The following is a 25179-nucleotide window of genomic DNA, read 5'->3' as shown; positions in this document are numbered from 1 at the left end:
CGCGGAATGACAAAAGCTATTATATAATTATTTTTCGATCACGCGTTTGGAACTGACCAAATCGGAATGGATGCTTTCCAGCTTTTTACGCATGGCGCCATTTTCCTTTGGGGTTGCATCCAGAATAAATTCAACATCTTTAATGGCGCGATCCAGCCGAATGGCCGCCTGTACGAACTTTGGATCGACATTGTCATGATTGTGCTCGGCAACTTTGTCGAGCGACCCCTCGCAATATGAGATGGAAAGACCGCTGGGTAACTCCGTATTCATATTTCCGCAGGCCGGATCCAGTTGTTCCTGTTTCAAGCCTTGAACATTTGCGAGTTTGGCATCGGACAGATCGGTTCCTTTCAGCGAAACTTCGGACATCAGGGCATAGCCAAAACTTGCGCCTTTCATTTTGGACTCATCCAGAATGGCTTTGTCCAGATTCATATGATCCAGATGGGCCCCTTCAAAGATAGACCCTTTGAAATTCACGTCAGGGGCTTTGACGCTTTCCAGATCTGCGCCGCTAAAATCGTTTTGCTGGAACTGACCGCGGGACAGGTCTGCCCGTCGCAGGTTTGCCTGACGCAGAACGGATTGCGTGACGTTTGCCTCTGTTAGGGTGGCGTCTTCGAAAACCGCCTCATCCATCATCACCTTCTGACCTTCGATGCGGTATAGAAGCGCTTTCTTGAAATGAGCTCCGGTGAGGTTCGAGCCGTCTATCTGCCCGCCCGACAGGTTGGAATTGTTAAAAATAGATCCGGTAAAGTCGGCGTTTTTCAATTTCACGCCGTTCATGCGCTTATTTGATAGATCACATTGGGAACAGGACCCCGAAGAGGCGTGCATCCGCGCGTCTACCCGAATCTGCGCCTGTGCAGACAAAGCGGGCGTGGTGAAAAGAAAGACCAAACCGGTCAGGATATAGGTATAATGTTTCATCACCCGCCCGTATAAAGCCCTGAAAGGCTAGGGTAGACTAAATAAGTCGTAAGGTGCTGTAGTTTCTCGCCTCCTGTGATATTCGCATCACAGTCAAACCATAATTTCACAGCAGGATGGCCCTAATTCAGTCACATCTCGGCTTTACCTTGGCGCTCTGCAGGGGCATAACGCCTCCTAAGCGTCCTGGACGCAAAAGACCGCGTCTTGGACGCAAGCTATAAAGTGAGCACAGCAAATGTCTTTTCTGAAACGCCTGTTTACGTGGTGGAACGGCTCGACCTTCGGGACCAACCTCATGATTGGCCGCCGAGGAGAAAAAATCGGCGAAGATGATTTCGGCAACATCTATTATGAAGAGAAAAAAGAGACCTATGACGGGCGTAAACGCCGTTGGGTCACTTATACCGGCTATGCCGATGCGTCCCGCGTGCCGGCCGCTTGGCAGGGTTGGCTCACCCATACCAGCGAACTCCCGCCGACAGAAGACGGATATAAGATTCACGCCTGGGAAAAAGAGCATATCCCGAATATGACCGGAACGCTTCACGCCTATAAGCCTAAAGGAAGTTTGGACCGCGGCGGAGACCGCCAGAAGGTTGCGGCGGATTACGAGGCCTGGTCGCCGGATGCCTGAGTCCAGTCGACTATCAAAGAGCCTGTTGAGAAAGGCCTCCCTGTCTCTAACGCTTTGCCTCTCCCTTATCATGGCGGGATCAGCCTTGTCGCAAGACACAGATGATACGGATAAGAACGAAGTTGAAAATTTGATTGGCACCGCCGTAGTTTTGCGGACTTTGGATAAAGTGACTGCCACCACGAAGGATTACACTGTAAAAATCGGTGACACGCTGGACTATGGCAATCTGACGATTGCGGTTCGTCATTGCGAGAAGAAGCCCCCTACGGAAATTCCTGAAACCTATGCCTTTCTTCAGATTAAAGAAACGCAGCTAAACGGGCAGGGCAAAATTGTCGAAGCTTCGGACGAAGAAGAAGAAGCGCAGAAAACGATTTTCTCCGGCTGGATGTTCGGCTCCGACCCCGCCATCAGCGCGCTGGATCACCGCGTCTATGATGTGTGGGTGATTGAATGTCAGGTGCCTGAGAGCGCGATGGAAGACGCTTTGCGGCGTTAGGACCCAGTCAATAAAATCTTTAAATCGTCTGCCTTAAAGCTGAGATAAAATAGATAAGCTGACAGAAATAGCATCCCGCCAAAGACGGCCAATACTCCAAGGGCAAGTCCTAAGCCGGAGAAGTGATTGCGCCAACTGACCCAAAGGCCGGATAAAAGCAAAAAGCCGAAAAAGTCGAAATTAAACTGACCTGGCCAAGTCATCGCTTTCATATCGCCGAAAAATATAGGGAGAAGATTCCATCCATGCTGACTGATAGTGACCAGCGTATAAGCAAGTAAGCTTATAAATATGACGGCGAGAAAGATTCTGAAAAACGTCATCACTGGGCCTTGAAGCTGCCTTATCGACGATAATTTTAAAGACAGTACTATTCTTAGCAAGGCCAATCTTGGAGAGGTAAGCTTTAGACATCCACCTCTTCAATAAACTGCGCGTGATCCTGAATATATTGAAAGCGCAAATCGGCGCGTTTGCCCATCAGGGTTTCGACAAGGGCTTCTGTTGTGGGCAGGGCGCTGGGGTCGATCGTGATGCGAGCGAGTGTGCGGGTTTTCGGATCCATTGTCGTGGATTTAAGCTGGTTCGGGTTCATTTCGCCGAGGCCTTTAAAGCGTCCGATATCAACTTTGCTTTTGCCCTTGAAAACCGTGTTCATCAGCTCTTCGCGGTGGGCGTCGTCAATCGCATAGGCGGTCGTCCCGCCGGCGCTCATTTTATAAAGCGGCGGCATCGCCATAAACAGGCGGCCTTCCTCGATCAGGCCCGGTGTATAGCGATAGAAAAAGGTGATGAGCAGCGCCGCAATATGCGCGCCGTCCACATCGGCGTCAGTCATGATGACGATGCGTTCATAACGGAGGTCATCCATTTCAAACTTTTTGCCGAGACCGACTCCTAAAGCGACACAGAGATCGGTGATTTCGGCATTGCGCTGAATCTTGTCCATGGTCGCGGATTCAACGTTCAGGATTTTCCCTTTTAGAGGCAGAATAGCCTGCGTGTCGCGCGAGCGTGCCTGTTTGGCCGAACCGCCCGCGGAGTCCCCTTCGACAATAAAGATTTCGGTGTCATCTGATCCTTTACGGGAGCAGTCTGCGAGTTTGCCGGGCAGGCGGAGCTTTTTCGTGGCGGATTTGCGTTTGACGTCGCGGGCCTTGCGGCGTTTGACGCGTTCATCCGCGCGTTCAATCGCCCACTCCAAAAGCAAATTGGCATCTTTGGGGGAACTGGCAAGATAGTGATCAAACTGATCGCGCATCGCATTTTCGACAAGTTTCGTTGCCTCTGAGCTGGACAGGCGATCTTTGGTCTGGCCGACAAAATCAGGGTCGGAAATGAAGACGGAGACGAGCGCGCCGGCGCCGAACATGACGTCATCCGGTTGCACATGGCTGAATTTTTTCCCCATGCCCGCAATATCGGCATAGGCGCGAAGGCCTTTGGTAATGGCGGCGCGAAGGCCGGCCACATGGGTGCCGCCTTCGGGAGTCGGAACCGTATTACAATAGGAGCGAATAAAGCTGTCAGCCTCGCCAAAGCCTTCAGGGCTCCAGGTGACGGCCCATTCGACGCGTCCATGACCATCTTTTTTCTTGGCGCGCCCGGCAAAAAGCTCGGACGTAATTGTGGCCTTTTTTCCAATGGTCTCTGACAGAAAATCCGCCAAGCCGCCGGGGAAATGAAAAACCGCTTCGGCCTCAATATCGTCGGTTTGCTTGACCAGTTCTTCAGCGCATTTCCAGCGAATTTCGACGCCGGGTTCGAGGTAAGCTTTTGCGCGGGCCATGCGGAACAGGCGGGGGGCTTTGAATTGCGCTTTGGCCCCGAAAATCTCCGGATCAGGATGGAAGCGAACTTTTGTGCCTCGGCGGTTATTGATGGGTCCCAGTTTTTCAATTTTCCCGTCCGGTTTGCCGCGCCGGAACGTCATGCGGTAAAGCTGCTTGTCTCTCGCCACTTCAACTTCCAGATGGTCGGACAAGGCGTTGACGACAGAGACGCCGACCCCGTGCAGGCCGCCGGACGTTTCATAGGCTTTGGAGGAGAATTTCCCGCCGGAGTGAAGCTCGGTCATAATGACTTCGAGAGCAGACCTCTTGGGATATTTCGGATGCGGATCCACGGGAATGCCGCGTCCATTATCCGAGATGGAAAGATACCCATCCGCCTCCAGTTCAACTTCTATTCTTGTGGCATGACCGGCCACCGCTTCGTCCATGGAATTGTCAATGACCTCGGCAAAGAGATGATGCAGCGCCCGATCATCCGTGCCGCCAATATACATCCCCGGTCGCAGGCGCACAGGCTCGAGCCCCTCCAGGACCTGGATATCCTTGGCGGAATAATTTTTACTGGCGGCGTCTTGTTTGCCGTCAAATAGGGAATCGTCTTTGGATTTGCTCATAAGTTTCAGTCAGAACATTCGGTGAATCAGATTTAATATGAAGGCTCAGCGCCGTCTGGCAAGCGCTTTCACAGATGGTTTGTGTATTAAGTTCAGGACCAGAGGACAGGCCGGCCGTCTTCAGTCTCCGGGGCGGGAATTTTATTGAATATTTCTCTCATATTCTCCTCCACAAATTGGGCGTGCACGGCGCTACGCTTCACATAATCGGAAATGCTCAGGCTCTCGCCATTTTCTTTGAAGACGCCGCCTTTAAATCGCTCTGCCACTTTCTCGAAGGGTTGCAGTTTAAGGCCAAGAAGGCGTTCCCACACCTGCTGATACTGCCAGAATTTTATCGCACTCTCTAATTCGAAATTGCTCGATTGTCCAAGAACCTTCCGGCAGGCCTGAATATATTGCGCTTGCATGAGCCCTCCAGGACGGAGTTTGGAATTAAATTGATCGTGCGGGGTTTCAATAATCCGCTGTTCATCAATGCGCCGCCACATGATCCGGGCGTCCTGCAGAAATTGCGTTTCATCCCGGGCTTTTGTGAGAATCTCTCTGCATAGGGCGGATACCTTCTCTCCCAGAGCCTTGCTCCCGGCGACAGGGCGGGCATGGGCCAGAGCGATATGCTCCCAGCTATGCGCCCGCTCTAAATGATGGGATTTGAAGCTGGAGAATTTTACGCCGGGCGGGCCGCTTCGACCTGACGGACGCAGACGCATATCCAGCTCATAAGCGATGCCTTCTTTTAACGGCGTGGTCAGTGTTGTCCGGAGGCGGCGCACGATTTGCGAGGCAAGCTCGCTATCTGTCTCGTCGCTGAAAATGAAAACCAGATCCAGATCAGATTTTGGCGCCATGGTGGAAGTCCCCATCTTGCCAAGTCCCAGAACCATCATATCCAGTTCGCCAAGTTCCAATTCGTCCTTCACAATCAGGATGGAGGTTTCCAACGTAATTTGCGCGAGAAATGTCAGGTTTTGCTGCAGCGTTTCCAGACTGTCCGACTTCTCCATAAAGCCGTGATAGTAGGAAAAAATATGTTCGTTGACGAAGCGCCGCAAACGATCCAGGCGCAGGCCATAATCCGGTTCTGCCAAGACGGTCTGGGCATTTTCCTCTAGTGATTGTTGCGGGGTCAGAAAAATATCGATGATGTGAGGGGACTGATCCAGGATAGACGTCATATGCGGAGAATGAAGGAGCGGCGTTATCAATGTGTCGAGCAGGCCTTCATGTCGTTCCAGCAGGTCAAAATATTGCGCCGAGCGGGAAATCGACCGCAGAAATTCATCGACACGACTCAGGGCCAAATTTGTATCGGCAATACTCAGTATAATCCGGTTCAGGAGACGTTTGCCCAGATTTCGATATCGACCTTTGAGTGATTGCGGCAGGCCGTGATCATCAAAGCCGTCCAGCCAACTTTCCGCAATGACTTTTGCAACAGGGCTCAATTCTATTTTGTAGTCCGCAAGAGGCGTTCGCGGAGAGCTTGTCTCGGCCTGAAACAATTTTTTGAAGCGCTCGTTCACATAGGTTCGAATGGCCAGAATTTCCATGTCGAGATCGGACATATGCGAATATTCCAGCAGCGCGAGAACAGCCTCTAGATCCTCCTCTGCTTCTGGAATTTTATGAGCTTGTTCGTTACGGAGTATTTGAACCGTGTTTTCGATTTGTCGCAATGTCGCGTAATGCGCCCGCAGCGTATCGGCTTCTTCCTGGCTAAGATGGTTCAGCTCGGCCAGCTCTTGCAGAGCGGCGCGCGTATTCGTGGTTTGCAGCTCGGCCTGTTTGCCGCCCCAGACGAGTTGTCTTGCATTTGCCAGAAATTCTATTTCGCGAATGCCGCCCGCGCCGAGCTTTAAGTTAAACCCTCTCGCATCATCCGTTATTGGGGCTGGCGAGCGCCGTTCCTGCGCTAGTCCCGGATGCTCCGTATTTATACGGGATTTGAGCTCGGCGAGATCATCCAGAGCGCGAAAATCAAGGTTTTGCCGCCAGATAAAAGGGGCAAGACTTTCCAAAAAGGTGTCCCCAACCTCTTTGTCTCCGGCAATGACGCGGGCTTTCATGAGGGCTAATCGGTGCCAAGGCAGAGCCCGGAAGAAATAGAACTTCTCTGCTTTCGACGTTGACAGAGCGAGGCCGGAGCCTGAACTTTCAGGACGCAGCCGCCAATCCACTCGCCAGATATGATGCGGCGCGTTTCGCGGAAACAGGATTTGGGTCAGGCTTTTCAGGCAGTGATTGACAACATAATTCTGACCCAGGCTTTCCGGCACAGGAAGGACGCCTGAATCGTAAAAGGCTATCAGGTCAATATCTGAAGAGAAATTGAGATCATCTCCGCCTAACTTACCGAGGCCAAGGAGAAACAGGCCTCTGGGGTCCGGAGACTTCAATTTGAATCTTTTGGCGGTTTCGGCCCAAGCCAGACGAAGGGCCGCGTTTACTGTGGCGTCTGCAAAGCGGCTTTGAAATTTTCCCAAAGCATCAAAGCCGGTCTCGTCTTCAAAACTGCTCAGCGCCCAGCGCAGTGCGAATTTGTCTTTGAGAGTTTGTAACGCCTCGGCCGAGGCGGCGTGGTTGGCTTGTTTTGTAAGGTTTTCGAGGGAGTCGGTTGGGGCGCCTAAGCGTTCCCATAGCCCCGAAAGATAGGGGCTATGGCGTAGAGGCTCCATGAAAGACGCGTTTAGAATAACAGACGAATAACCACACGGCCCGTATGACGGATAAAGCCGTCACGGATATCACTGTCCAGATCAAAGCCGATGGAAGAATATTCCGATCCGGCCGCCACAGAGAGGCCGACGAGGAAGCCGCTATCGGGGAATCCGAAAGAATCCAAACTTGCTCTCTGACCATTCAAGCCGGCAAAACCAAATTCTGTTAGAGCAGGGTCGTTGATAAAGGCGTAGCGATAACCCACGCGAAGGGCGGGCCTGATCCAGGTTCTCTTGCCCTGGAAACGGGCGCCAAAGTTCATCATCGCTGTGGCGGAGGCGCGGTCCGTTGTACGTCCGCTAACGTCAAGGGCGACGCCTTCTGTCCCTTCCTCGGTATAACCATCTTCGTCGAGACGTAGATAATCAAATGAGACAGCCGGACGTATCCAGTATTTTTCAGAGATTGGAAGGTCATATCCAAACCGCGCGGAGCCGTTCAAATGGTAACCGCTATAATCGGCAGAGGCTCGTCCGAAGAAGTTGTTGATCAGGACGCGGCGTTCTTGTTCGAATTTATTATATCCGCCGCCGGCATAGAGTTCGATACCCAATTCACCTTGACCAATGGCCTGAGCATAGCCTGCATAGAGTCCGGTTTGCAGGGTAATGACGTCCAGAGGTTCATCCTGCCCGACGACATCTTCGATTTCTGTGCTGGCAAACCCGAAATTAATACCCACTGCGTGGAAAGGTCCAAAAGCCGTATCCAGTCCGCCCGTAAAGCCGAAGCCTTCGCCGCGATATTGTTCGGATAATCCAGCCAGGTCCCGATCCGCAAAATATGCAAATTCCTGTATCCAGGCCCCGCCCGGTTTGTCAGGGGAGCGCCTGGCCGAGTCGAGGTGAGTACCAACGGCGCCAGTGGCTCCGTCTACATTGGCCAGAACAAATTCTCGAGCTGCCGCAGAAAATTCAGGAAGTAGTTGATTATAGGCCTGATTGAATTCAGCGCCATTTGTGATGTTGGCAATCGCTGTCCCGAGTTCGCTATTGGCAACGAACGCTTCAAGAGCCGGACCAAAAGCAGCCGCCTGCGCAGAGTCCAGTCCAAGGCCGCCCTGTTCAATGGACAAGTTAGGATCTCGCAGATCAACCGTCACAACCAGAGCGTTATCGCCGTCCAGGCTGTAGACAAAGTCAAAAAGGAAGGGTTGTGAGTCAGTCGTGTTGCCATTGAGCGAGGCGAGCGTATTTTCGGTGATATTCAGCAAGGCTGCATTTGCGAGAGTGAATTCCTGACTGATATTGTCCGAAATATTGTTAAAGCGCGGCGAAATTGACGCGCCTTCAGCAAAACTGACTGTTCCGCTGGCATTAAGAGTGGAGGCCAAACCTGTTCCGCCATTGAGGGTCGGAATAAAGGAGGACGTGCTATCAAAGCTCGCATCGGCGACGGAGAGTGGCTGTCCTTCCGTCAAGGTGAGAACGCTTCCGTCAGAGACGTTCAAAGTGACTTCTCCGGTTGTCTCAATAAGACCTGTGTAAGCAGAGCCGCCGGAAAGAGTAAGTGTGTCTTGTCCTCCGCCAAAATCAATATCGCCGTCGATTGTGCCGGCCGACGCTACAATCAGATCATCTCCTGAGCCCAGGCGAATGTCTCCGGTTGTTCTAGGCGCAATGGGATCGATATCATCGTCAGGATCGGAATCTTCGCGAAGTTGCTGTGTATAAGTAAAACCAGTGGTGTTGGCAGACGCATCAATCGCTACAAGGGTGAAGTCCAGCGGAGTGGCCTCTGTCGGGTCTGAAGTCCGCCCTACAGCCGAAATCAATCCTTCATTTGTGACATCAGAAAGCGAGCCGGATGCGTCGCGTATGGCGAAAGCCTCTCCGGACCGTCCAACGAGGACAGCAGAAATCGAGCCTCTGTTATATAGAGAGCCCGTCGTGGCTGCGTTTGAAATATCAATTGCAGTTGCGCGAAGATTAACGGTGGTTGTAACTGGATTGGCTTGATCGGCGAAGATTTCGTCAGCAGGTTCAGAAGCCGTTGCCGACACAACGCCAGTATTATTGATATGTTCGACAATTGCGCCGTCGCCAAGAACGATAACGCGCGCATATCCATCACCTGCGGAAACGCCGGGGACTGCAAATGCGCCGGTGCCGCTGAAGGCAGAGACGGTCAGGCTGCCACTATTGTTCAGCCCGCCCTCAAGTTCAGCATCCCGAATAGAAAGAACTGTGGCGTCGAAATCATCAAACAGCCCCTGAGATGTAATGCTGCCTTCATTGACAAAAGCGAATTGAAGGGATTCATCAAAATTTTCGTCTGACGGGTCGGTAATGGCGCTGACGCGGCCAATAGAAATCGGAACGCCGTTTCCGTCGATAACTACGGCCGGGGCGCTCCCGAACTGAGTGACGTTTGATGTCCGAACTGTCTGGAAGTCTCCGGTTTCATTGCCATCTGCATCCAGAACAGGTTCCCGGACCAGATCAAAGTGAACTCCGCCTGTAATATTTCCGGAAATAGAAACGGATGAGCCGGCATCTTCAAGATTTTCAGCTGTCAGGTCTTCGCGGCCTGTACCGGCCCCTTGAAAACCGGGACGACTTGTCAGGCGGAAGCCATTGGACCCCAGCGTGCCGGAATTGACAAATCCGCCCTGTACGTCACCGCTGATATTGTAAGCGTTGGACCCTTCGCCGAGCGCTGACACAGAGCCACTATTGGTGATATTTCCCGTGACATCGCCTGCGACATTGACACCGGCACCATTGTTGCCTGTCAAAGATATTCGGCCTTGATTACTGAAATTCCCGTCTAATGAGGCGGTCATCATATTGTCTGTAATATTTACGCCGTAGCTGTCATTGCCTTCGACATTTACATTAGAATTGGCGTCTAGTGTAACATCGCCTTCAAAAGGAGACGCCCCTGAAATTAGAATGCCCGTTCGCCCAGAGCCTTGTGCGCGGGGGCTGTCGGCCACATTGTCACCGTTCGTATCTTCTGCAGTGAAATCTTCATCAACCGTAATGGTGCCGCTATTCGTGAAATTTCTATCCGCGCCGCCTTCAAGAGAAACAGCGGTTGCATCGTCGACATCGGAAATCCGGATTTCGCCTTCATTAACGAGATCATTATTCGAATTTAGCGTGACAGCCGGGCCGGCATCGTCAACTATAACGCTACCATCTGATGTAATTGTCACATCACTCGGGCCGCCATCCTCACCCGCAGTTGCCGTATCCACAGCTTCGGTGCGGTCATCTTCAATCGTGAGCTGTGCAAAAGCCAGAGACCCCCATCCCAAAATCATCGCGGCGCTACAAACGCTGCCGAGATAGCGTGAAACTGTCTTCACTGAGGAAGGTTGAAGTTTTGGCATGAATAAAGTCCCGTTCTTCCCGAAAGAGGCCTTTTAAAGCAGCTTTGCGGTCTAATCTTTAGAAACTGTCTAACGAGTTCATCGCCCTACGCCAATGAAAGATTGGTTACAATTACAGGCGTTGGCAGCGTGTTTTTACTCTAATTCCTGTCAGAGATTGCCAAATCTGCGGTTTCGTGGCAATCGCCCGCTCATGACAGAAACTACGACCCAATCGGATCCTCAAGAGGCTTTGCCGCATAATCGCGGGCAAATATGGCTGCGGTTTGGAGTTTTCCTGCCGTTTTTCGTGATTTTGATTGACCAAATAACAAAATTTTTAATCATCCGCTTTTTTGAGAAACCGCTAAATATATGCGAAATAGATCCAACGCCGGCGGTTAAATTCGATCTCAGCCCCATCATGGATTTTTCTCTGGTCTGCAATCAGGGCATAAGCTGGGGACTTTTGCAGGGTGATTCGCCGCTCAAACGATGGCTTCTGACGGTTTTTGCTTTTGGAATGAGCGGGCTTTTATTCTGGGTTCTCGGTCAAACGCGGGACAGATTATCTCAATGGGGATTGGGTCTGGTTATTGGCGGCGCTCTGGGAAATGCCATTGATCGATTTTTCTTTGGGGCCGTGACAGATTTTATCGATTTCAGTGATATCGGCTTTAATTATGCATTCAACATTGCCGACAGCGCCATTACGGTGGGCGTGGTCATGCTTTTTGCGGGGGCTTTTCTAACCCGGGATGAGACAAAAACTGCGAAATAAACCTTTGGTCACTTGGCGCATGCCTTGATAGACGCTATGGCGTTAAAAAAATTGATGAAGGACGGACAGTATGCGCCGCATTTTTGCCCCGATTATTCTCGCAACGACCGCTTCGGCTTTCCTGATTGGATGCACGTCGACATCGAAAGCCCTTGGTCTTCGTAAGAATGCCCCGAACGAGTTCAACATTCTGACCAAAGCCCCATTGGTGATACCGCCGGAATATAATCTGCGTCCGCCGCGTGTCGGGGAAAGCTCAGCCGAGGATAATTATTCTCAGCGCGCTGCCCGCGAAGCGCTTATTGGCGATATTGATGCGGCTGAGCCGAGTGAAGGTGAAGCGATTTTGATGCGCCAGGCCAATGTTGGACGGGCCGACCCTGAAATTCGCATAAAAATTGACGGTCAGAATTCTGTCGAGCGCAAATCACAAGGGTTCGCAAATCGAATTCTATTTTGGCAAGACGGCCAACTGGTCAATGATAAAGGCGAAATTGTTCCGCTCGACTCGGAACGTGAGGCCCAGCGTCTAGAATCTGTGAATGCGGCGACCGGTGGTGGTCAGGTTGAGATTTCCAAACGCCCCGGCGGACCAAAACTGCCTGGGCTTTAGTGTCCACAGCTTAACCTGCTGCTTATCATGGCCTAGTGACCTCGCAGTCGCTAGGCTTTTTTAATGAGCGCTCTGCCGATAACGATTCGCCGCCTACCTAATGAAACCGTCAACCGGATTGCGGCGGGCGAGGTCATTGAACGCCCGGCCAGCGTGATTAAGGAACTCGTAGAAAACGCAATTGATGCCAGCGCGACACAGGTCGATATCCGCTATGAAGACGGTGGCCGGACATTGATTTCGATTACTGATGACGGGCGAGGCATGAGTTCCGAAGAACTTCCTATTGCGGTTGAACGTCATGCGACCTCAAAGCTTTCCCCGAATTCGCAAGGGGATTGGGATCTATTGAATATTTCGACCATGGGATTTCGCGGCGAGGCTTTACCTTCCATCGGGTCGGTCGCGCGGCTCTCCCTTTTGAGCCAGACGGTCGACTCAGACAGCGCATGGGACCTGCGCGTCGAAGGCGGCAAGGTCATGCCGCCTAAACCTGCCGCCCGGTTCGGCCTGCACGGCACACGGGTTGAAGTGCGCGATCTGTTCTACGCCACCCCGGCGCGCCTAAAATTCCTGAAATCCGAACGTAGCGAAGCGATGGCCATTTCGGATACGGTGAAACGTCTGGCCATGGCCAATCCACATGTTGGGATGACGCTGGGGTCGACCTCAAGAGTGTCGCTGAAACTGGCAGGCCAAAGTGACGATATGGACGGCCGTTTGGCGCGTCTGGCCGGAATATTGGGCGAGGATTTCAGCGCCAACGCCGTTCCCATTAATCAAATCAGAGAAGATATTGCGCTGACGGGATTTGCGGGTCTTCCCACCTTTTCTCGCGGAAATTCGCAACATCAATATCTGTTCGTCAATGGACGACCAGTGCGCGACAAACTCTTGCACGGGGCCGTGCGCGGCGCGTATCAGGATTACCTTGCGCGGGATCGTCATGCTGTGGTCGCGCTCTATGTTGACCTGCCGCAAGACCATGTTGATGTGAACGTTCATCCGGCAAAGTCAGAGGTGCGCTTCCGTAACCCCGGCCTCGTGCGCGGCCTCATCGTCAAATCCTTGCGCCACGCTTTGCAGGAAGCCGGCCACCGCGCCAGCACAACGGTGAGCGACTATGCTTTGGGCCGTATTCAGACCGGGCAGAGCCATATGCCGCTTCAAGGTAATTACAGTCCGCAGCGCGGCGGTTACGCGCCCAATTATCAGCCGCCTTATCGGAATGACCCGGCCTTGCAGCCTCTCGTCGACGGATTTTCCGCCAAGGTCGAAGAAAGTGGAGAGGCCTTTGATGGTCCGTCCCAAGCCTATAATCCGCAAGGTTATCCCGTGCAGGGGCAGGGGGAAGACCTCACGGCGAAACCGCTCGGCGCGGCGCGCGCGCAGCTCCATGAAACCTATGTCGTCGCGCAGACTTTGGATGGTATTGTCATTGTCGATCAACACGCCGCTCATGAGCGCCTCGTTTATGAACGGATGAAAGACGCCATGCGCGGCAAAGGCGTGGAGCGGCAAGCCCTGCTCATTCCCGATATTGTGGAGCTCGGCGAAACCGATGCCGCGCGGATTTTGGAACGCGCGGATGAGCTGGCGGAAATGGGCCTGAATATTGAACCCTTTGGCACTGGCGCTGTGGCCGTACGGGAAACCCCGGCCTTACTCGGCGAAATGGATGTTCAGGGCCTGTTGCGGGATCTGGCTGACGATATTTCTGAATATGATGAAGCGTTGAGCCTCAAGGAAAAATTCGAACATGTCTGCGGAACCATGGCCTGCCATGGCTCCGTTCGCGCGGGTCGTCGTCTGAATGGATCTGAAATGAACTCGCTGCTGCGACAGATGGAGGCAACTCCGCACTCCGGCCAATGCAATCATGGTCGCCCGACCTATGTGGAATTAAAGCTGGCCGATATTGAAAGACTGTTTGGGCGTCGCTAAGTTTTGTACACACGATACTTAGTTTAACTGACGATATATCTATCGCCAATTTTTAAGGACTCTCCCTTGGCCAAATCCAAAGCAGGCGCGCAGCTGACCATCCGGACGGCGTCGCTCAAAGACATCAAAGGCATTATCAAACTGGTCGAGAAAGCCTATCCGACCATGGAAACCTATAAGACCAGCGAAGTGCGGGGCCAGATTTCCAACTTTCCCGAAGGGCAATTCGTGGTTGAGTCCGAGGGCGAAATTGTCGGTTATGCGGCGAGCTTTATCATCAGTGAAAAGCGCGCGCTTACCCCGCATAGCTGGATGGAAATTACGGGCGGGGGTTATGGCTCCCAGCATAATCCTAATGGCGATTGGCTTTACGGCACAGATGTTTGCGTAGATCCGACGCGGCGGCGTCTTCGCATCGGCGAGCGCCTTTATGACGCTCGTAAAGCTCTCTGTGAAAGCTATGAATTAAAAGGCATCATGTTTGGCGGACGCATGCCGGGATGGGGCAAGCGCAAGAAAAAATTTCCGGATCAGATGGAATATATCGCGGCCGTTAGAGACAAGAAGGTGATTGATTCCGTGGTGAACTTTCAGCTCCGCCAAGGGTTCGAGCCTGTTCAAATTATTCCAAATTATTTACCAGAAGACCCGGCCTCAGGCGGCAACGCCGTTCTCATGCGGTGGTACAACCCCTATATGCCGGAAACGCGGGAGACGGTGCATTCCGAAACTGCGCAAAAATCTGTGGTACGCGTCGCGACCGTGCAGCTGCAAATGCGCCGGGTTGAAAGCTTCGAAGATTTTATGGGCAGCGTCGAGTTTTTCGTCGACAGTGTCTCGGCTTATAAAACGGACTTTGTGGTCTTTCCTGAACTGTTCACTCTGCCCTTACTGGCGCTCGCAGACCACCGATTATCGGCCAGAGAGTCGATTGAAAAGCTGACGGAATACACGCCGATATTTATCGAAGAAATGCGCAAGCTCGCCGTCGGATATAATATCAATATCATTGGCGGGTCGCATCCGACACAAACCGATGACGGCGATATTCAGAACATCGCTTATGTATTCCTGCGGGACGGGTCTGTCCACGCGCAGGAAAAAATCCACCCGACACCGAATGAGCGGCGTCATTGGAACATTAAAGGCGGGGACGAGGTCAGCACAATTGACACGGATTGCGGCCCGATTGGCGTGTTGATTTGTTACGATAGCGAATTTCCTGAACTGGCCCGCCGTATGGCGGATGAGGGCGCCCGGATTCTTTTTGTGCCGTTTTGTACGGATAACCGTCAGGGCTATATGCGGGTGCGTTATTGCGCTCAGGCACGGGCAATCGAGAACCAGTGCTATGTGGTCATGTCCGGCAATGTCGGCAATCTGCCGGGCGTTGAGAATATGGACATAAATTACGCCGAAAGCTGTATCATAACGCCCTGCGATTTTCCTTTTGCTCGGGACGGCGTGGCCGCGCTCTGCACGGAAAATGTGGAAACCGTCGCTATGGCCAATCTCGACCTAACGGATCTGGATTGGGCGAGGGCGGAAGGCACGGTGCGAAACCTGCGGGATCGGCGGTTTGATTTGTATCAGACCACTTGGGCCAAGGGTGTGGATGGGTAGTTAGCCCAGATGTTGTAAGGCGGCGCTTGCCAGAAACGCACTACGGGTCATGCCTTGCTCTTTTGCCGCTTGGTCAATGGCGGATAATAAGTTTTTATCTAAGGAAATATTGATCCGTTTTGGTGCGGCAATATTTATTAAAAGTGGCACGCGGGCGATTTCTGCATCGGCTAAGTCTTCAGCCCAAAAACCGGCTTTGTCTGCTTTAATTTTTTCATAACTGCTGGGCGCCGGAAGGGATTCACCATCTTCAATCATACCTTCGGCATGAAAGCCTAGAGCTTCTTTAGCCATAGCCATAGCTTGATCAAATGTATCTCCTGCTGTGATGCAGCCCGGAAAATCAGGAAAAGAAACGCCGTAATCGGAGTCTCCGTCTTTATGAATTAAAGCGATGTAGAACATGGTTTTGCTTAGAGCCATCCTGCTTGTTTATAGATTGACCGGACTGTGCCTGCTTTTAAGTCTTTCTTCGGATGAGGGAGTGTTACTCGTCCAGATTTTGTTGAATGTTTAAATTGAACGTGAGAGCCTCTAACGCCAACTTCATACCATCCATCTGCTTCAAGAAGTTTTTTAAGCTTACGACTATTTCTTTCCATTGGCACCTCTTTCAATTTTAAAAAGAGCGGGCGAAATGCCTACGGAACTTTTATATTGTGTATTTATATACACACGAAATGTGATTTGTCAATAATTCCACCGTTTTGATAATTTTTGCTTCACCAAAATTTCAGAGAAGCTGAGGAGTTGACTTCAGCTCTCTTTTAAAAACAAAACCCGCGCTGCGCCCCAGCTTTTATCGGCGAGCACTTCATAGCCTTTGATATCGATTTCGGCCTCGACGCTGTCTTCCAATATGATGACCCCATTATCGGCGATGAGGTCGTATTCTTTGAGCCGGGAAAGGACGGGGCGCCAAAGGCCCTTATTATAAGGCGGATCCATAAAGATGTGCGTGAACGGGCCGCGGAGGTTTCCTGGTGCGATTTTGAGTTTCACAGCATTGTGGCGGTGGATGCGGGTGCAGCCGAAGAGGTTCATCTGGTCGATATTATCCCGAATCGCGCCGCGGGCTTTGGGTTCTGTTTCGACGAAGAGGCAGAATTCGGCGCCTCTAGAGATGGCTTCAAAGCCTAAAGCCCCTGATCCGGCGAAGATATCAGCGACGATGGCGCCCTCCAAGGGCGGGGCCCAGTCGGCGTGGGTGAGAATATTAAAGATAGATTCCCGGGTCTGATCGCTTGTCGGGCGAGTTTTTCGCCCGTCAGGGGTTATGATGTTTCGCCCCCGTAATGATCCCGAGACTATTCGCATTATGTCTTCCCTTTTCCTTGCCCGCTTTTTCCATGAGACCTGGGCGCATATTTGCCGGAGGTTTTCCCGCCGGGCTTACCATACGCATTGCCGACAACCTTTTTGGCCGGGCGTTTGGATTTCGGTTTTGACGCGGGTTTTGCGCCGCCTTTGGCGAATTTACCTCGGCCTTTAGGGGCGTTTTCGTCTTTCGGTTTCTCTTGAAACCGTTTGGCGCTGGCATGACTTCCGCGTTTGGGTTTGCGCGTTGTCGTTTTTTCTTCGGGAATGTCGATAAGATGTCCGACCTGATCGCGCAAAACGCGCGTTTTGATTTCCTCGCACGCCCCTTTGCCAAGATCGCCGAGCATATAGGGGCCGAAAGACACCCGGATGAGGCGGTTCACTTTCAGGTCGAGCGTTTCGAGTGCGCGGCGAACCTCGCGGTTCTTTCCGTCATGAAGCGTCACATTAATCCACGCATTATCGCCTTGCTGCCGATCCAGCGCGGCAATGATTTCGCCGGTGGGAATGCCGTCAATGACAACGCCTTTTTTGAGGGTGTCCAATTGTTCTTGTGTCACCTTACCATAGGCGCGGGCGCGATAGCGGCGGGACCAACCTGTGCTGGGGAGCTCCAGCGCGCGGGCAAGCTCGCCGTCATTGGTGAGCAGGATTAGTCCCTCTGAGGTCAAATCGAGGCGTCCCACGGAAATAACGCGCGGCATATCGGTGGGCAGGGCCTCAAACATGGTCCGCCGGCCTTGTTCGTCTTTGTGAGAGGTCACCAGGCCGTCGGGTTTGTGATATCTCCACATACGCGGAATGTCCGGTTCCTCGACAGGGGCGTTATCGACGAGGATTTTTTCTTTGCCTGTTACCTTGAAAGCCGGGGTGTTCAGGACTTTGCCGTTAACTTTGACGCGGCCGTCTTCGATCATTCTTTCGACGTCGCGGCGCGAGCCCACGCCGACCCTAGCGAGAAACTTCGCAATCCGGTCGCCGGGTTTGTCGGCAAGTTTCGGCTTGCTTTGCACTTTGGGTTTGGACGGGTCTCTTTTTTGCATATCGGGCATGACTTGACCATTTGGGTTTGGACGCAGATGAAGCGTCTATGACGGATGAAGACTATATGCGCCTAGCGCTGGAGGAAGCGCAAGCCTCATCTCTACGGGGCGAAGTGCCTGTCGGCGCGGTTCTGGTCAACCCTGTCACACAGGAAATAGTTGCGAAATCAGGCAATGCGCCGATTTCAGAAAGCGACCCTACAGCCCATGCAGAAATCCTGGCATTACGAAAGGCGGCTCAAATATCCGGAAATTACCGCCTCATCGGATTGACGCTGTATGTTACTTTGGAGCCCTGTACGATGTGCGCGGGGGCGATATCGCAAGCGCGACTTGGGCGAGTGGTTTACGGCGCAGTCGACATCAAAGGCGGCGCTGTTGAAAGCGGCGTCCGCTTTTTCGAACAGCCAACATGTCATCACCGTCCTGAAACTCAGGCAGGGATATTGGGTGAAGAGTCGGCAGATCTGTTGAAAGCATTTTTCAAGTCCCGCCGCAAAAAGGACCGCTCGACATGAGAACCACTTGGCGGGAAACAGCGGTTCAACCCCTTATAGGAGGCTCTTCTCCTGAGCCTTTGCACAAAGCCAAGGCAGGGTATGTTTTTGCGGCGCTTGGGGCGATGCTCTTTTCCATGAAGGCAATCCTGGTCAAGGTAGCTTATCTTCCGACCGGGGGATTAAATGCCAATGATCTGGACGCAATTACATTGATGGCTTTGCGAATGGGATTTGCCTTGCCGATTTATATAGGGATTTTGATTTTTTCCCTGCGGAAAGACGGCGCGGCCATTCCGTTCAAACACATCCTACAGGCAGCGCTTTTGGGGGTGATGGGATATTATGTTTGTACCTTTCTGGATTTTTCAGGTCTGAAATACATTACGGCGCAATTGGAACGGCTTCTGCTGTTCACCTATCCCGTATTTGTGGTCATTCTCGGCGCGCTCTTTTTCGGGGGGCGAATAACCAAAGGCGGAATTCTCGCCATCATCCTCGCCTATAGCGGGTTGGGGATTGTTTTTCTGGGCGGTGATATCGCTACTGGATTGAATGTGCCTTTGGGTAGCGCTCTGCTATTATGCGCCGCCGTTCTATTTGGATTGTTTCAACTCCTGGCCAAGCGGCTGATTGATAAGGTCGGGTCCAAGATATTTACCTGTCTTGCCATGATTGGCGCCGGAGCGGCTATCCTGACTCATTTTGTTATCTATAGCCTAAGCCAAGAGGGAATTGTCGAGGCTCTGAACTTGCCGCCGAGAATTTATTTTCTCGGCGCTGCGATTGCGTTTTTCTCCACTATATTGCCGAGTTTTTTGATTAACGTCGCCATGGGGCGGATCGGCGCGCAGACCGTCGCCGTAATGGGAATGATCGGGCCTTTGGCCACGATTGTCGCCGCGATCGTGATATTGGGCGAGCCTTTTTCTTTATGGGACGGCATAGGGACGGTTGTCACCCTATCCGGGATAAGCCTTTATATGTGGCTTAATCAAAGAAAGCCCAAAAGAGATAAACCTCTCAGCAAATAGACGAAACCGATAAAGGTGACGAGATAGCGGCTAATGGATCGAAAGCCGACATCTGAGAAATGTTTTAACAGGCGCGTTCCTATATAGGTTCCGGCCATAACCGCGGGGATAGCGAGGAGGAAGACCCACCAAGGCGGCAATCCGCCCAGTCCGGCGCTGGCGGCCAGCGGAAGACCAAAATAGAGAATTTTGACCATGTGGGACGCAAACATAGTCACAGCTTTGGTCGACACGATCTGATGACGGGTCAGGGTGGTTTTGACGTAAAAGAAATCGAGAGCCGGACCAGCTACGCCTGCTGTCAGGTTCAGACCCATGACCATCGCTCCGCAAAGAACAGCATTTGACGGTTTCTTGGCGTCGCCTTGCAGCCACCCTTTGGGCAGCCAGAGGAGAAGCGGAAGCAGGCCGAGGGCGAGAAAAAGCTGCCCCTTGTTGAGCGTGACAGAGGCGATAGCCAAAAGCAGAATAGCAGGTAATGCGCCAAGAAGCTGCCATCCGAGAATATTCCAGCATATCCCATCCCTTAGAAGGTAGGCGCGGAAGCTATTGCTGACGCTCTGCACGGCGCCGTGAACGACCATGGCTTCGGCAACCGTCAGAAAGGTGGCGATGATGCCCATGAAGATTAAACCGCCGCCCATTCCGAAGACGCCGGAAATGGCGGCGGTAAAAAGGGCCGAGACCAGAATGAGGAGTGCAATTTTCATGGGGCCGACTTATGGAGATATCCTGAGAGAATACAATTTCTCAATCAGACTGCCGTGAAAATTCATGTTTAGACTTCAATTTAAAGCCGGTTTCCAGGCAAAAAAGAAAACCGAATCTCACCTGAAAAAGAGTATAAAAGAACTTTAGGTGGAAAAAATTAGGTCGATTTCGGGAAAAAAGAGGTAAAATAAGTCTTATTATACCTTAAAATTATATCTAGATATGCTATTTGGGGAAATATGACACAATATATAGTAGTTTTGAGTGACCGGATTGCAACAGTTTCGTCGATATTCGCAAAAAACTGCATTGGGCATGGAACCGACTGTTGTGGCTTTTCTCGCAGACCTTTATTGAGCGCGCCAATGGCTAAGAAACGATATATCTTTGCGGGCTGGTCTTTGGGCGTTATTGCGGTCGGGGCGGCAAGTGTGGCTTTTCCGGCTATCGCTCAAAAAGCGGAGTCACAGCGTCTTGCTGCGGAATGGGCGATTAAAGCTGATGTCTTTACAGACGTTGTGCAATCTGCCGAGTCGTCTGACTTCTATGCCAATGAGACATTTGCCTCTGAAATGACGGAGCTGACAACGAATGTAAATCTTCAAACTGGCGCTCAGCGCGACAATGCGACGATTAAAGCTCTTACAAAAACACAGCCTATTATTCGTCAATTGGCGAAATATGATATGAAAGAGTTTAACTGTCTTTCAGAGGCTGTCTATTATGAGGCCCGTTCTGAGACCCGGTCCGGACAAATAGGCGTGGCAGAAGTTATTCAAAACCGCGTCGCGTCCAAACATTATCCGAATTCGATCTGCGGCGTTGTTTATCAGGGCGCAGAGCGCAGAACAGGCTGCCAGTTCAGCTTTGCCTGCGACGGCTCCAATGAGCGCCTTCCGAAAGGAAAAGCTTGGGACCGCGCAAAAGCGATTGCCAAACTGAGCATAACCGGCGCTGCGCCTGAGCTGACCAATAAGGCGACACATTATCATACGGTTTGGGTGAACCCGCATTGGGCAGATTCGCTTCGCTTTAACGGGCAAATCGGCGTTCATAAATTTTATCGCTTCAAATGGCAGGAAAGGCCTGTTCAGAAGAGCACGACTATGAGCGTCGCGCCTCCGACTTAGGTCTGAATTCTAAACACACGGATTTTAAAAGCGTTTCCCTTGGAGACGCTTTTCTTTTGCCCAGCGTTAATAGGGTGAGATCAAGCGGCATCCATGCCGATGTCAAAGTTTGGCGCGGAATGGGTCAATGCGCCCACAGAGATAACGTCTATACCTGTTTCTGCCAGCCCCCGCACAGTCTCTAAATTCACGCCCCCCGACGCTTCTAGAATTGGGCGTCGGTGCTTTGACGAGGAGACGAGACTGACCGCCTCACGCAATTTCTCAGAGCCCATATTATCCAGTAGAATAACGTCCGGCTCATAGGGCAAAACGGCTCTAAGCTGTTCCAGCGTATCCACCTCGACGCTGATACGGGTCATGTGATCGGCTCTGGCTTTGAGCGTGGAGAGCGCCGCATCGACGCCCCCGGCCAATGCAATGTGATTATCCTTGACCATAATAGCGGCGGCCAAGCTCTCGCGGTGCGCAAACCCTCCTCCGGCCAGAACGGCTTGCTTTTCCAGGGCGCGCAATCCCGGCGTGGTTTTCCGCGTCGCGGCGATGCGGACATTCGTGCCTTTGACCTGATCAACATATTGACGGGTTAATGAGGCAACCCCCGACAGGCGGCCAAGGAAGTTCAAGGCAACCCGTTCGGCGGAAAGAAGACTTCGGCTGGGTCCTTTAATTTTGGCGATGATGTCTCCCGCCTTGACCGAAGCGCCGTCCTGAATTTTCGGCGTAAAGGTCATTTCGGGATCAACAAGGGCATAGGTGAGCGCAGCGGCCTGAAGCCCGGCGATAACGCCGTTCTCCCGCGCTCTCATAAGCAGTTGACCATTGGCTGTTTCGGGTATCAGTAAGTTGGCCGTCAGATCCCCTGACACCCCAAAATCTTCCGATAGGGCCAGACGAACAATTGGTTCAATAACAGTTTGAGGGAGGGGCGGCAGAGATCTCATGTGGGTGTCTTAAAGACCAAATGGGCCTATGACGAGATAATTTTGACACTTCGGCTTTAAACGTGCGTAGCAAGAATATGTCTAAAGTTTTGATACCCGTTTTTGCTGACCAACTTTCCCATACCCTTTCTTCTCTTGCCGTGAGTGACCCTGAAGAAAGCGTGGTTTTGATAATGGAAGTCATGAATGAGGCGACAACCGTGCCGCATCACCGCACAAAACTCGTCTTTCTGTTTTCCGCCATGCGGCATTTTTCTGATGAGTTAAGAGAACAAGGATGGGACGTCGATTACGTTAAACTGACGGATAAAGAAAATGAGGGCACGTTTCGTAAGGAGGTCAAGCGCGCCCTGTCTCGTCATGATATTGACCAGATCCGGGTCTGCGAACCCTCTGTCTACCGGGTTCTGAAAGACGTTCAGGGCTGGGAGTCAGCTTTGGGCGTGCCCGTTTCAATCACTCATGATGATCGTTTCATTGCCACAAAGGACGAGTTCTCCGACTGGGCCAAAGACCGAAAATCGTTTCGCATGGAACACTTTTACCGTGAGATGCGCCGTAAAACGGAGCTGCTTATGGACGGCGATAAACCTGTCGAGGGAAAATGGAACTTTGACAAGGAAAACCGCAAGCCCCCGAAAGATAAAATGGCTTTCCCAGAGCCGATAAGATTCAAACCGGATGAAACGACCCGTGACGTCATTCAAATGGTGAATGAGGTGTTTGATTCCCGAATGGGGAATACGGATGAATTCTTTTACGCCGTGACACGGAACCAGGCGCTTGAGAGCTTGGATTACTTCCTCAAAAACCAATTATCTCAATTCGGCGATTATCAGGACGCCATGGTCATGGATCAACCGTTCATGTTCCACTCTCTGGTCTCGCCTTATATCAATGCGGGTTTATTAAGTCCTATGGAAGTCTGTGAGCGTGTGGAAGCGGCTTACAAGGAGGGCAAGGCTCCCATCAACGCGGTCGAAGGTTATATCCGCCAAATCATTGGATGGCGCGAATATGTGCGCGGCATTTATTGGCTTGAAATGCCGGGATATGAAACGAAGAACTTTCTGGAAGCAGAACTGAAACTCCCGGATTTCTACTGGACGGGACAGACGGATATGAATTGTCTCTCCCAAACGATCACCCAAACCTTGGACTATGCTTACGCCCATCATATTCAGCGATTGATGATTACAGGTAATTTTGCCTTGCTCATTGGGGTCGATCCCTATGATGTGCACGAATGGTATTTGTCAGTTTATCTGGACGCGTTTGAATGGGTGGAGCTGCCGAATACTTTGGGCATGAGTCAATATGGCGATGGCGGATTACTGGGATCAAAACCTTATGCGAGCAGCGGATCCTATATTAACCGGATGAGTGATTACTGCAAAAGCTGCGCTTACAATGTGAAAGAGCGGACCGGAGAGAATGCGTGTCCATATAATTCACTCTACTGGCACTTCCTGGACCGAAATAAAGAGAAGCTACAAGATAATAATCGCTTGGCGATGCCCTATCGAAATCTGGAAAAAATGGACAAAGATACCCGTAAAGAGCTTATGCAACAGGCCGATTCATTTATTCAGAGCCTTTCGCCTTCCATGGCAAAAGATTACAAATAAAGCTGCCGGCCAGATCGAAATCATTTCAAGCAGAACTCTTTAAAAGTCAGGTTTCCGCTTCTCCAGAAAGGCCTGATACCCTTCCTTGAAATCCTTACTCGAAAAGCCGGCCTGAAACCAATCTTTCGTCTTTTGAGATTCCACTCTTTGTCCGGCTTCATATGCCATAAACATTTTATTGGTCATGGAAAGAGACTCGCCGGACGTGTCTGAAATAGACATCGCATAATCCCGCACAACTTGATCCAGCTCATATTGATCGGTGAGGCGATTAATCAAACCCATTTCCAGAGCTTCCTCTGCCAAGACTGTCCGGGCGGAGAACAGCATATCCTTTGCGCGGCTTATGCCTATCGCTTGAATTAAACGCTTCATGTCAGAAAAAGGATAAACCAAACCAAGGTTACCTGGGGTAATAGCAAATTGTGACGTGCCGTCGGCTATACGGATATCGCAAGCCATTGCGAGACCGCAGCCTCCGCCAACGCAAGCCCCGCGGATCTTAGCTATCGTCGGCTTAGGGAAAATAGCCACCGCTTCCAGAGCTTGAGCGATGGTAAAAGAAATCGCTTTCGAGCTTTCCGGTGTTGCATAAAGTGTTTCGAACTCTGAGATATCCGCTCCGGCAGCGAAATGTTCGCCGTCGCCCGTAATAACAAGAACTTTCAAAGCCGGGGTGTCAGCCGCTTCTTCCAGGCAGCCCAAAAGCTGTTTCCACATAACAGCACTCAGCGCATTTCGTTTAGCGGGTTGTGCTAAGAGAATCCGACCAACTTGGCCCGTCCTCATCGAAAATTTGACGTCAGCGTCCATAATAACCTCAGATTAATCCCCAAAAATCAGAGAAATATCAAAAATGTTGCAAGGAGTTGGCGGGAAAACTTTGGTTCAGGGTTTTTTCCTGAGTCTTTCCTTCGAATTATTGCAACAAAAGAAACGCCCTTACGTTAGTTTAACATAATTAAAAAGGAGACAAAATGACTGAATTACATCTACCGCAGGACACTTTAATTTTGACGGCAACAGGCGAAGAAGCAAAATTATATCGTCAAAACGGCGCGCATTTGAATATGGAAGATCATTGGACACCTCAGAACCTTGCTGATGAAGGTCCCTCCGGAAAGTCACCGGCAGAACGCTCGGATAAAGAGTCGATGGAAGCCACATTTTCCAAACAAGTCGCGGAGCGACTTTATGAATATGTTCACAAAGGAAAATTTGAAAATCTTATTCTGGCCGCAGATCCGGAAACTCTGGGCGAAATTCGACCGCTTCTGCATAAAGAGGTCAATGACAAAATCTTGCTGGAAATGAACAAGACGCTGATCAACGCTACATTGCCGGACATAGAAAAGTCTGTTGCCGCTGCGCGAAAATAAACCGCCAGAAAAA

Annotated in this window: 23 protein-coding genes; 11 read left to right on the top strand and 12 right to left on the bottom strand. The window is 51.5% G+C overall.

Going from position 1 to position 25179, the window contains the following annotated elements; translation table 11 throughout:
* Positions 1 to 27: 27 nt before the first annotated feature.
* Positions 28 to 936, bottom strand: coding sequence for a pentapeptide repeat-containing protein (locus ACN0IC_RS03175; RefSeq protein WP_416877309.1), 909 nt, complete (start codon positions 934 to 936; stop codon positions 28 to 30).
* A gap of 238 nt (positions 937 to 1174) precedes the next feature.
* Here ACN0IC_RS03175 and ACN0IC_RS03170 point away from each other — a divergent pair, with 238 nt between their 5' ends.
* Both ACN0IC_RS03170 and ACN0IC_RS03165 read left to right on the top strand, forming a co-directional pair.
* Complete coding sequence (locus ACN0IC_RS03170) at positions 1175 to 1573, top strand: NADH:ubiquinone oxidoreductase subunit NDUFA12 (RefSeq protein WP_416877308.1); 399 nt, start codon at positions 1175 to 1177, stop codon at positions 1571 to 1573.
* On the top strand, positions 1566 to 2075 hold the full coding sequence (locus ACN0IC_RS03165; protein ID WP_416877307.1) for a DUF2155 domain-containing protein: 510 nt from the start codon (positions 1566 to 1568) through the stop codon (positions 2073 to 2075). The genes ACN0IC_RS03170 and ACN0IC_RS03165 overlap by 8 nt, the downstream gene beginning before the upstream one ends.
* On the opposite strand, the gene ACN0IC_RS03160 is transcribed toward ACN0IC_RS03165, so the two are convergent.
* From ACN0IC_RS03160 to ACN0IC_RS03145, 4 genes are all read right to left on the bottom strand, one after another.
* The gene (locus ACN0IC_RS03160) at positions 2072 to 2398 is read right to left on the bottom strand and encodes a hypothetical protein (protein WP_416877306.1); all 327 of its coding nucleotides are present in this window, start codon (positions 2396 to 2398) and stop codon (positions 2072 to 2074) included. The two genes, ACN0IC_RS03165 and ACN0IC_RS03160, sit on opposite strands and share 4 nt — an antisense overlap.
* An 83-nt stretch (positions 2399 to 2481) precedes the next feature.
* The gene (gene parE / locus ACN0IC_RS03155) at positions 2482 to 4482 is read right to left on the bottom strand and encodes a DNA topoisomerase IV subunit B (RefSeq protein WP_416877305.1); all 2001 of its coding nucleotides are present in this window, start codon (positions 4480 to 4482) and stop codon (positions 2482 to 2484) included.
* A gap of 92 nt (positions 4483 to 4574) precedes the next feature.
* Positions 4575 to 7160: a hypothetical protein gene (locus ACN0IC_RS03150; protein WP_416877304.1), complete on the bottom strand. Its 2586-nt coding sequence runs from the start codon at positions 7158 to 7160 to the stop codon at positions 4575 to 4577.
* Between the two features lie 11 nt (positions 7161 to 7171).
* Positions 7172 to 10540: an autotransporter domain-containing protein gene (locus ACN0IC_RS03145; RefSeq protein WP_416877303.1), complete on the bottom strand. Its 3369-nt coding sequence runs from the start codon at positions 10538 to 10540 to the stop codon at positions 7172 to 7174.
* 193 nt (positions 10541 to 10733) lie between these two features.
* On the opposite strand from ACN0IC_RS03145, the gene lspA reads away from it, so the two are divergent.
* The 4 genes from lspA to ACN0IC_RS03125 all read left to right on the top strand — a co-directional run bounded on the left by lspA (position 10734) and on the right by ACN0IC_RS03125 (position 15480).
* Entirely contained in the window at positions 10734 to 11300 is a 567-nt protein-coding gene (gene lspA, locus ACN0IC_RS03140; protein WP_416877302.1) for a signal peptidase II, read from the top strand.
* A gap of 70 nt (positions 11301 to 11370) precedes the next feature.
* Entirely contained in the window at positions 11371 to 11913 is a 543-nt protein-coding gene (locus ACN0IC_RS03135) for a DUF3035 domain-containing protein (protein WP_416877301.1), read from the top strand.
* A gap of 63 nt (positions 11914 to 11976) precedes the next feature.
* Positions 11977 to 13857 carry a DNA mismatch repair endonuclease MutL gene (gene mutL / locus ACN0IC_RS03130; protein ID WP_416877300.1) on the top strand — a complete coding sequence of 627 codons (1881 nt, stop codon included), beginning with the start codon at positions 11977 to 11979 and terminating at the stop codon, positions 13855 to 13857.
* A gap of 66 nt (positions 13858 to 13923) precedes the next feature.
* Positions 13924 to 15480 carry a GNAT family N-acetyltransferase gene (locus tag ACN0IC_RS03125; RefSeq protein WP_416877299.1) on the top strand — a complete coding sequence of 519 codons (1557 nt, stop codon included), beginning with the start codon at positions 13924 to 13926 and terminating at the stop codon, positions 15478 to 15480.
* Here ACN0IC_RS03125 and ACN0IC_RS03120 read toward each other — a convergent pair whose 3' ends face one another.
* From ACN0IC_RS03120 to ACN0IC_RS03105, 4 genes are all read right to left on the bottom strand, one after another.
* Positions 15481 to 15885: a type II toxin-antitoxin system HicB family antitoxin gene (locus ACN0IC_RS03120; protein WP_416877298.1), complete on the bottom strand. Its 405-nt coding sequence runs from the start codon at positions 15883 to 15885 to the stop codon at positions 15481 to 15483. It lies immediately after the preceding gene.
* A gap of 8 nt (positions 15886 to 15893) precedes the next feature.
* Positions 15894 to 16082, bottom strand: a complete 189-nt coding sequence (locus ACN0IC_RS03115; protein ID WP_416877297.1) for a type II toxin-antitoxin system HicA family toxin — start codon at positions 16080 to 16082, stop codon at positions 15894 to 15896.
* A gap of 154 nt (positions 16083 to 16236) precedes the next feature.
* A complete protein-coding gene (gene rsmD, locus ACN0IC_RS03110; protein WP_416877296.1) occupies positions 16237 to 16797 on the bottom strand; it encodes a 16S rRNA (guanine(966)-N(2))-methyltransferase RsmD in 561 nt (186 codons plus the stop codon).
* Positions 16797 to 17852 carry a pseudouridine synthase gene (locus tag ACN0IC_RS03105; RefSeq protein WP_416877295.1) on the bottom strand — a complete coding sequence of 352 codons (1056 nt, stop codon included), beginning with the start codon at positions 17850 to 17852 and terminating at the stop codon, positions 16797 to 16799. Before ACN0IC_RS03105 ends, rsmD begins: the two co-directional genes overlap by 1 nt.
* 38 nt (positions 17853 to 17890) lie before the next feature.
* On the opposite strand from ACN0IC_RS03105, the gene tadA reads away from it, so the two are divergent.
* Together tadA and ACN0IC_RS03095 are read left to right on the top strand one after the other, a co-directional pair.
* Positions 17891 to 18361, top strand: coding sequence for a tRNA adenosine(34) deaminase TadA (tadA, locus tag ACN0IC_RS03100; RefSeq protein WP_416877294.1), 471 nt, complete (start codon positions 17891 to 17893; stop codon positions 18359 to 18361).
* Entirely contained in the window at positions 18358 to 19374 is a 1017-nt protein-coding gene (locus ACN0IC_RS03095; RefSeq protein WP_416877293.1) for a DMT family transporter, read from the top strand. Before tadA ends, ACN0IC_RS03095 begins: the two co-directional genes overlap by 4 nt.
* Here the strand turns inward: ACN0IC_RS03095 and ACN0IC_RS03090 are convergent.
* Positions 19335 to 20084 carry a TSUP family transporter gene (locus tag ACN0IC_RS03090; RefSeq protein ID WP_416877292.1) on the bottom strand — a complete coding sequence of 250 codons (750 nt, stop codon included), beginning with the start codon at positions 20082 to 20084 and terminating at the stop codon, positions 19335 to 19337. The genes ACN0IC_RS03095 and ACN0IC_RS03090 overlap by 40 nt on opposite strands.
* Before the next feature lie 366 nt (positions 20085 to 20450).
* On the opposite strand from ACN0IC_RS03090, the gene ACN0IC_RS03085 reads away from it, so the two are divergent.
* Positions 20451 to 21215: a cell wall hydrolase gene (locus ACN0IC_RS03085; RefSeq protein ID WP_416877291.1), complete on the top strand. Its 765-nt coding sequence runs from the start codon at positions 20451 to 20453 to the stop codon at positions 21213 to 21215.
* A gap of 80 nt (positions 21216 to 21295) precedes the next feature.
* Here the strand turns inward: ACN0IC_RS03085 and nadC are convergent, their stop codons facing one another.
* On the bottom strand, positions 21296 to 22159 hold the full coding sequence (nadC, locus tag ACN0IC_RS03080) for a carboxylating nicotinate-nucleotide diphosphorylase (protein ID WP_416877290.1): 864 nt from the start codon (positions 22157 to 22159) through the stop codon (positions 21296 to 21298).
* 77 nt (positions 22160 to 22236) lie between these two features.
* On the opposite strand from nadC, the gene ACN0IC_RS03075 reads away from it, so the two are divergent.
* Positions 22237 to 23787, top strand: a complete 1551-nt coding sequence (locus tag ACN0IC_RS03075) for a cryptochrome/photolyase family protein (RefSeq protein WP_416877289.1) — start codon at positions 22237 to 22239, stop codon at positions 23785 to 23787.
* Positions 23788 to 23826: 39 nt separating this feature from the next.
* Here ACN0IC_RS03075 and ACN0IC_RS03070 read toward each other — a convergent pair whose 3' ends face one another.
* Positions 23827 to 24576 carry an enoyl-CoA hydratase/isomerase family protein gene (locus ACN0IC_RS03070; protein ID WP_416877328.1) on the bottom strand — a complete coding sequence of 250 codons (750 nt, stop codon included), beginning with the start codon at positions 24574 to 24576 and terminating at the stop codon, positions 23827 to 23829.
* A 188-nt stretch (positions 24577 to 24764) separates the two neighbouring features.
* On the opposite strand from ACN0IC_RS03070, the gene ACN0IC_RS03065 reads away from it, so the two are divergent.
* Positions 24765 to 25166, top strand: a complete 402-nt coding sequence (locus ACN0IC_RS03065; RefSeq protein WP_416877288.1) for a host attachment family protein — start codon at positions 24765 to 24767, stop codon at positions 25164 to 25166.
* Positions 25167 to 25179: the final 13 nt, after the last annotated feature.

Origin of the sequence: Litorimonas sp. (genome assembly GCA_029936425.1) — a bacterium.
Lineage (GTDB): Bacteria > Pseudomonadota > Alphaproteobacteria > Caulobacterales > Maricaulaceae > Litorimonas.
This window is presented reverse-complemented; position numbering and strand designations above follow the sequence as displayed.

Bases quoted from the DNA above. Each gene is read 5' to 3' on its own strand.
- mutL (WP_416877300.1), top strand. From the start codon at position 11,977: ATGAGCGCTCTGCCGATAACGATTCGCCGCCTACCTAATGAAACCGTC.
- ACN0IC_RS03095 (WP_416877293.1), top strand. From the start codon at position 18,358: ATGAGAACCACTTGGCGGGAAACAGCGGTTCAACCCCTTATAGGAGGC.
- nadC (WP_416877290.1), bottom strand. From the start codon at position 22,159: ATGAGATCTCTGCCGCCCCTCCCTCAAACTGTTATTGAACCAATTGTT.
- tadA (WP_416877294.1), top strand. From the start codon at position 17,891: ATGACGGATGAAGACTATATGCGCCTAGCGCTGGAGGAAGCGCAAGCC.
- rsmD (WP_416877296.1), bottom strand. From the start codon at position 16,797: ATGCGAATAGTCTCGGGATCATTACGGGGGCGAAACATCATAACCCCT.
- lspA (WP_416877302.1), top strand. From the start codon at position 10,734: ATGACAGAAACTACGACCCAATCGGATCCTCAAGAGGCTTTGCCGCAT.
- ACN0IC_RS03105 (WP_416877295.1), bottom strand. From the start codon at position 17,852: ATGCCCGATATGCAAAAAAGAGACCCGTCCAAACCCAAAGTGCAAAGC.
- ACN0IC_RS03065 (WP_416877288.1), top strand. From the start codon at position 24,765: ATGACTGAATTACATCTACCGCAGGACACTTTAATTTTGACGGCAACA.
- ACN0IC_RS03160 (WP_416877306.1), bottom strand. From the start codon at position 2,398: ATGACGTTTTTCAGAATCTTTCTCGCCGTCATATTTATAAGCTTACTT.
- ACN0IC_RS03170 (WP_416877308.1), top strand. From the start codon at position 1,175: ATGTCTTTTCTGAAACGCCTGTTTACGTGGTGGAACGGCTCGACCTTC.
- ACN0IC_RS03085 (WP_416877291.1), top strand. From the start codon at position 20,451: ATGGCTAAGAAACGATATATCTTTGCGGGCTGGTCTTTGGGCGTTATT.
- ACN0IC_RS03175 (WP_416877309.1), bottom strand. From the start codon at position 936: ATGAAACATTATACCTATATCCTGACCGGTTTGGTCTTTCTTTTCACC.
- ACN0IC_RS03090 (WP_416877292.1), bottom strand. From the start codon at position 20,084: ATGAAAATTGCACTCCTCATTCTGGTCTCGGCCCTTTTTACCGCCGCC.
- ACN0IC_RS03115 (WP_416877297.1), bottom strand. From the start codon at position 16,082: ATGGAAAGAAATAGTCGTAAGCTTAAAAAACTTCTTGAAGCAGATGGA.
- ACN0IC_RS03070 (WP_416877328.1), bottom strand. From the start codon at position 24,576: ATGAGGACGGGCCAAGTTGGTCGGATTCTCTTAGCACAACCCGCTAAA.
- ACN0IC_RS03150 (WP_416877304.1), bottom strand. From the start codon at position 7,160: ATGGAGCCTCTACGCCATAGCCCCTATCTTTCGGGGCTATGGGAACGC.
- ACN0IC_RS03135 (WP_416877301.1), top strand. From the start codon at position 11,371: ATGCGCCGCATTTTTGCCCCGATTATTCTCGCAACGACCGCTTCGGCT.
- ACN0IC_RS03120 (WP_416877298.1), bottom strand. From the start codon at position 15,885: ATGTTCTACATCGCTTTAATTCATAAAGACGGAGACTCCGATTACGGC.
- parE (WP_416877305.1), bottom strand. From the start codon at position 4,482: ATGAGCAAATCCAAAGACGATTCCCTATTTGACGGCAAACAAGACGCC.
- ACN0IC_RS03075 (WP_416877289.1), top strand. From the start codon at position 22,237: ATGTCTAAAGTTTTGATACCCGTTTTTGCTGACCAACTTTCCCATACC.
- ACN0IC_RS03165 (WP_416877307.1), top strand. From the start codon at position 1,566: ATGCCTGAGTCCAGTCGACTATCAAAGAGCCTGTTGAGAAAGGCCTCC.
- ACN0IC_RS03145 (WP_416877303.1), bottom strand. From the start codon at position 10,540: ATGCCAAAACTTCAACCTTCCTCAGTGAAGACAGTTTCACGCTATCTC.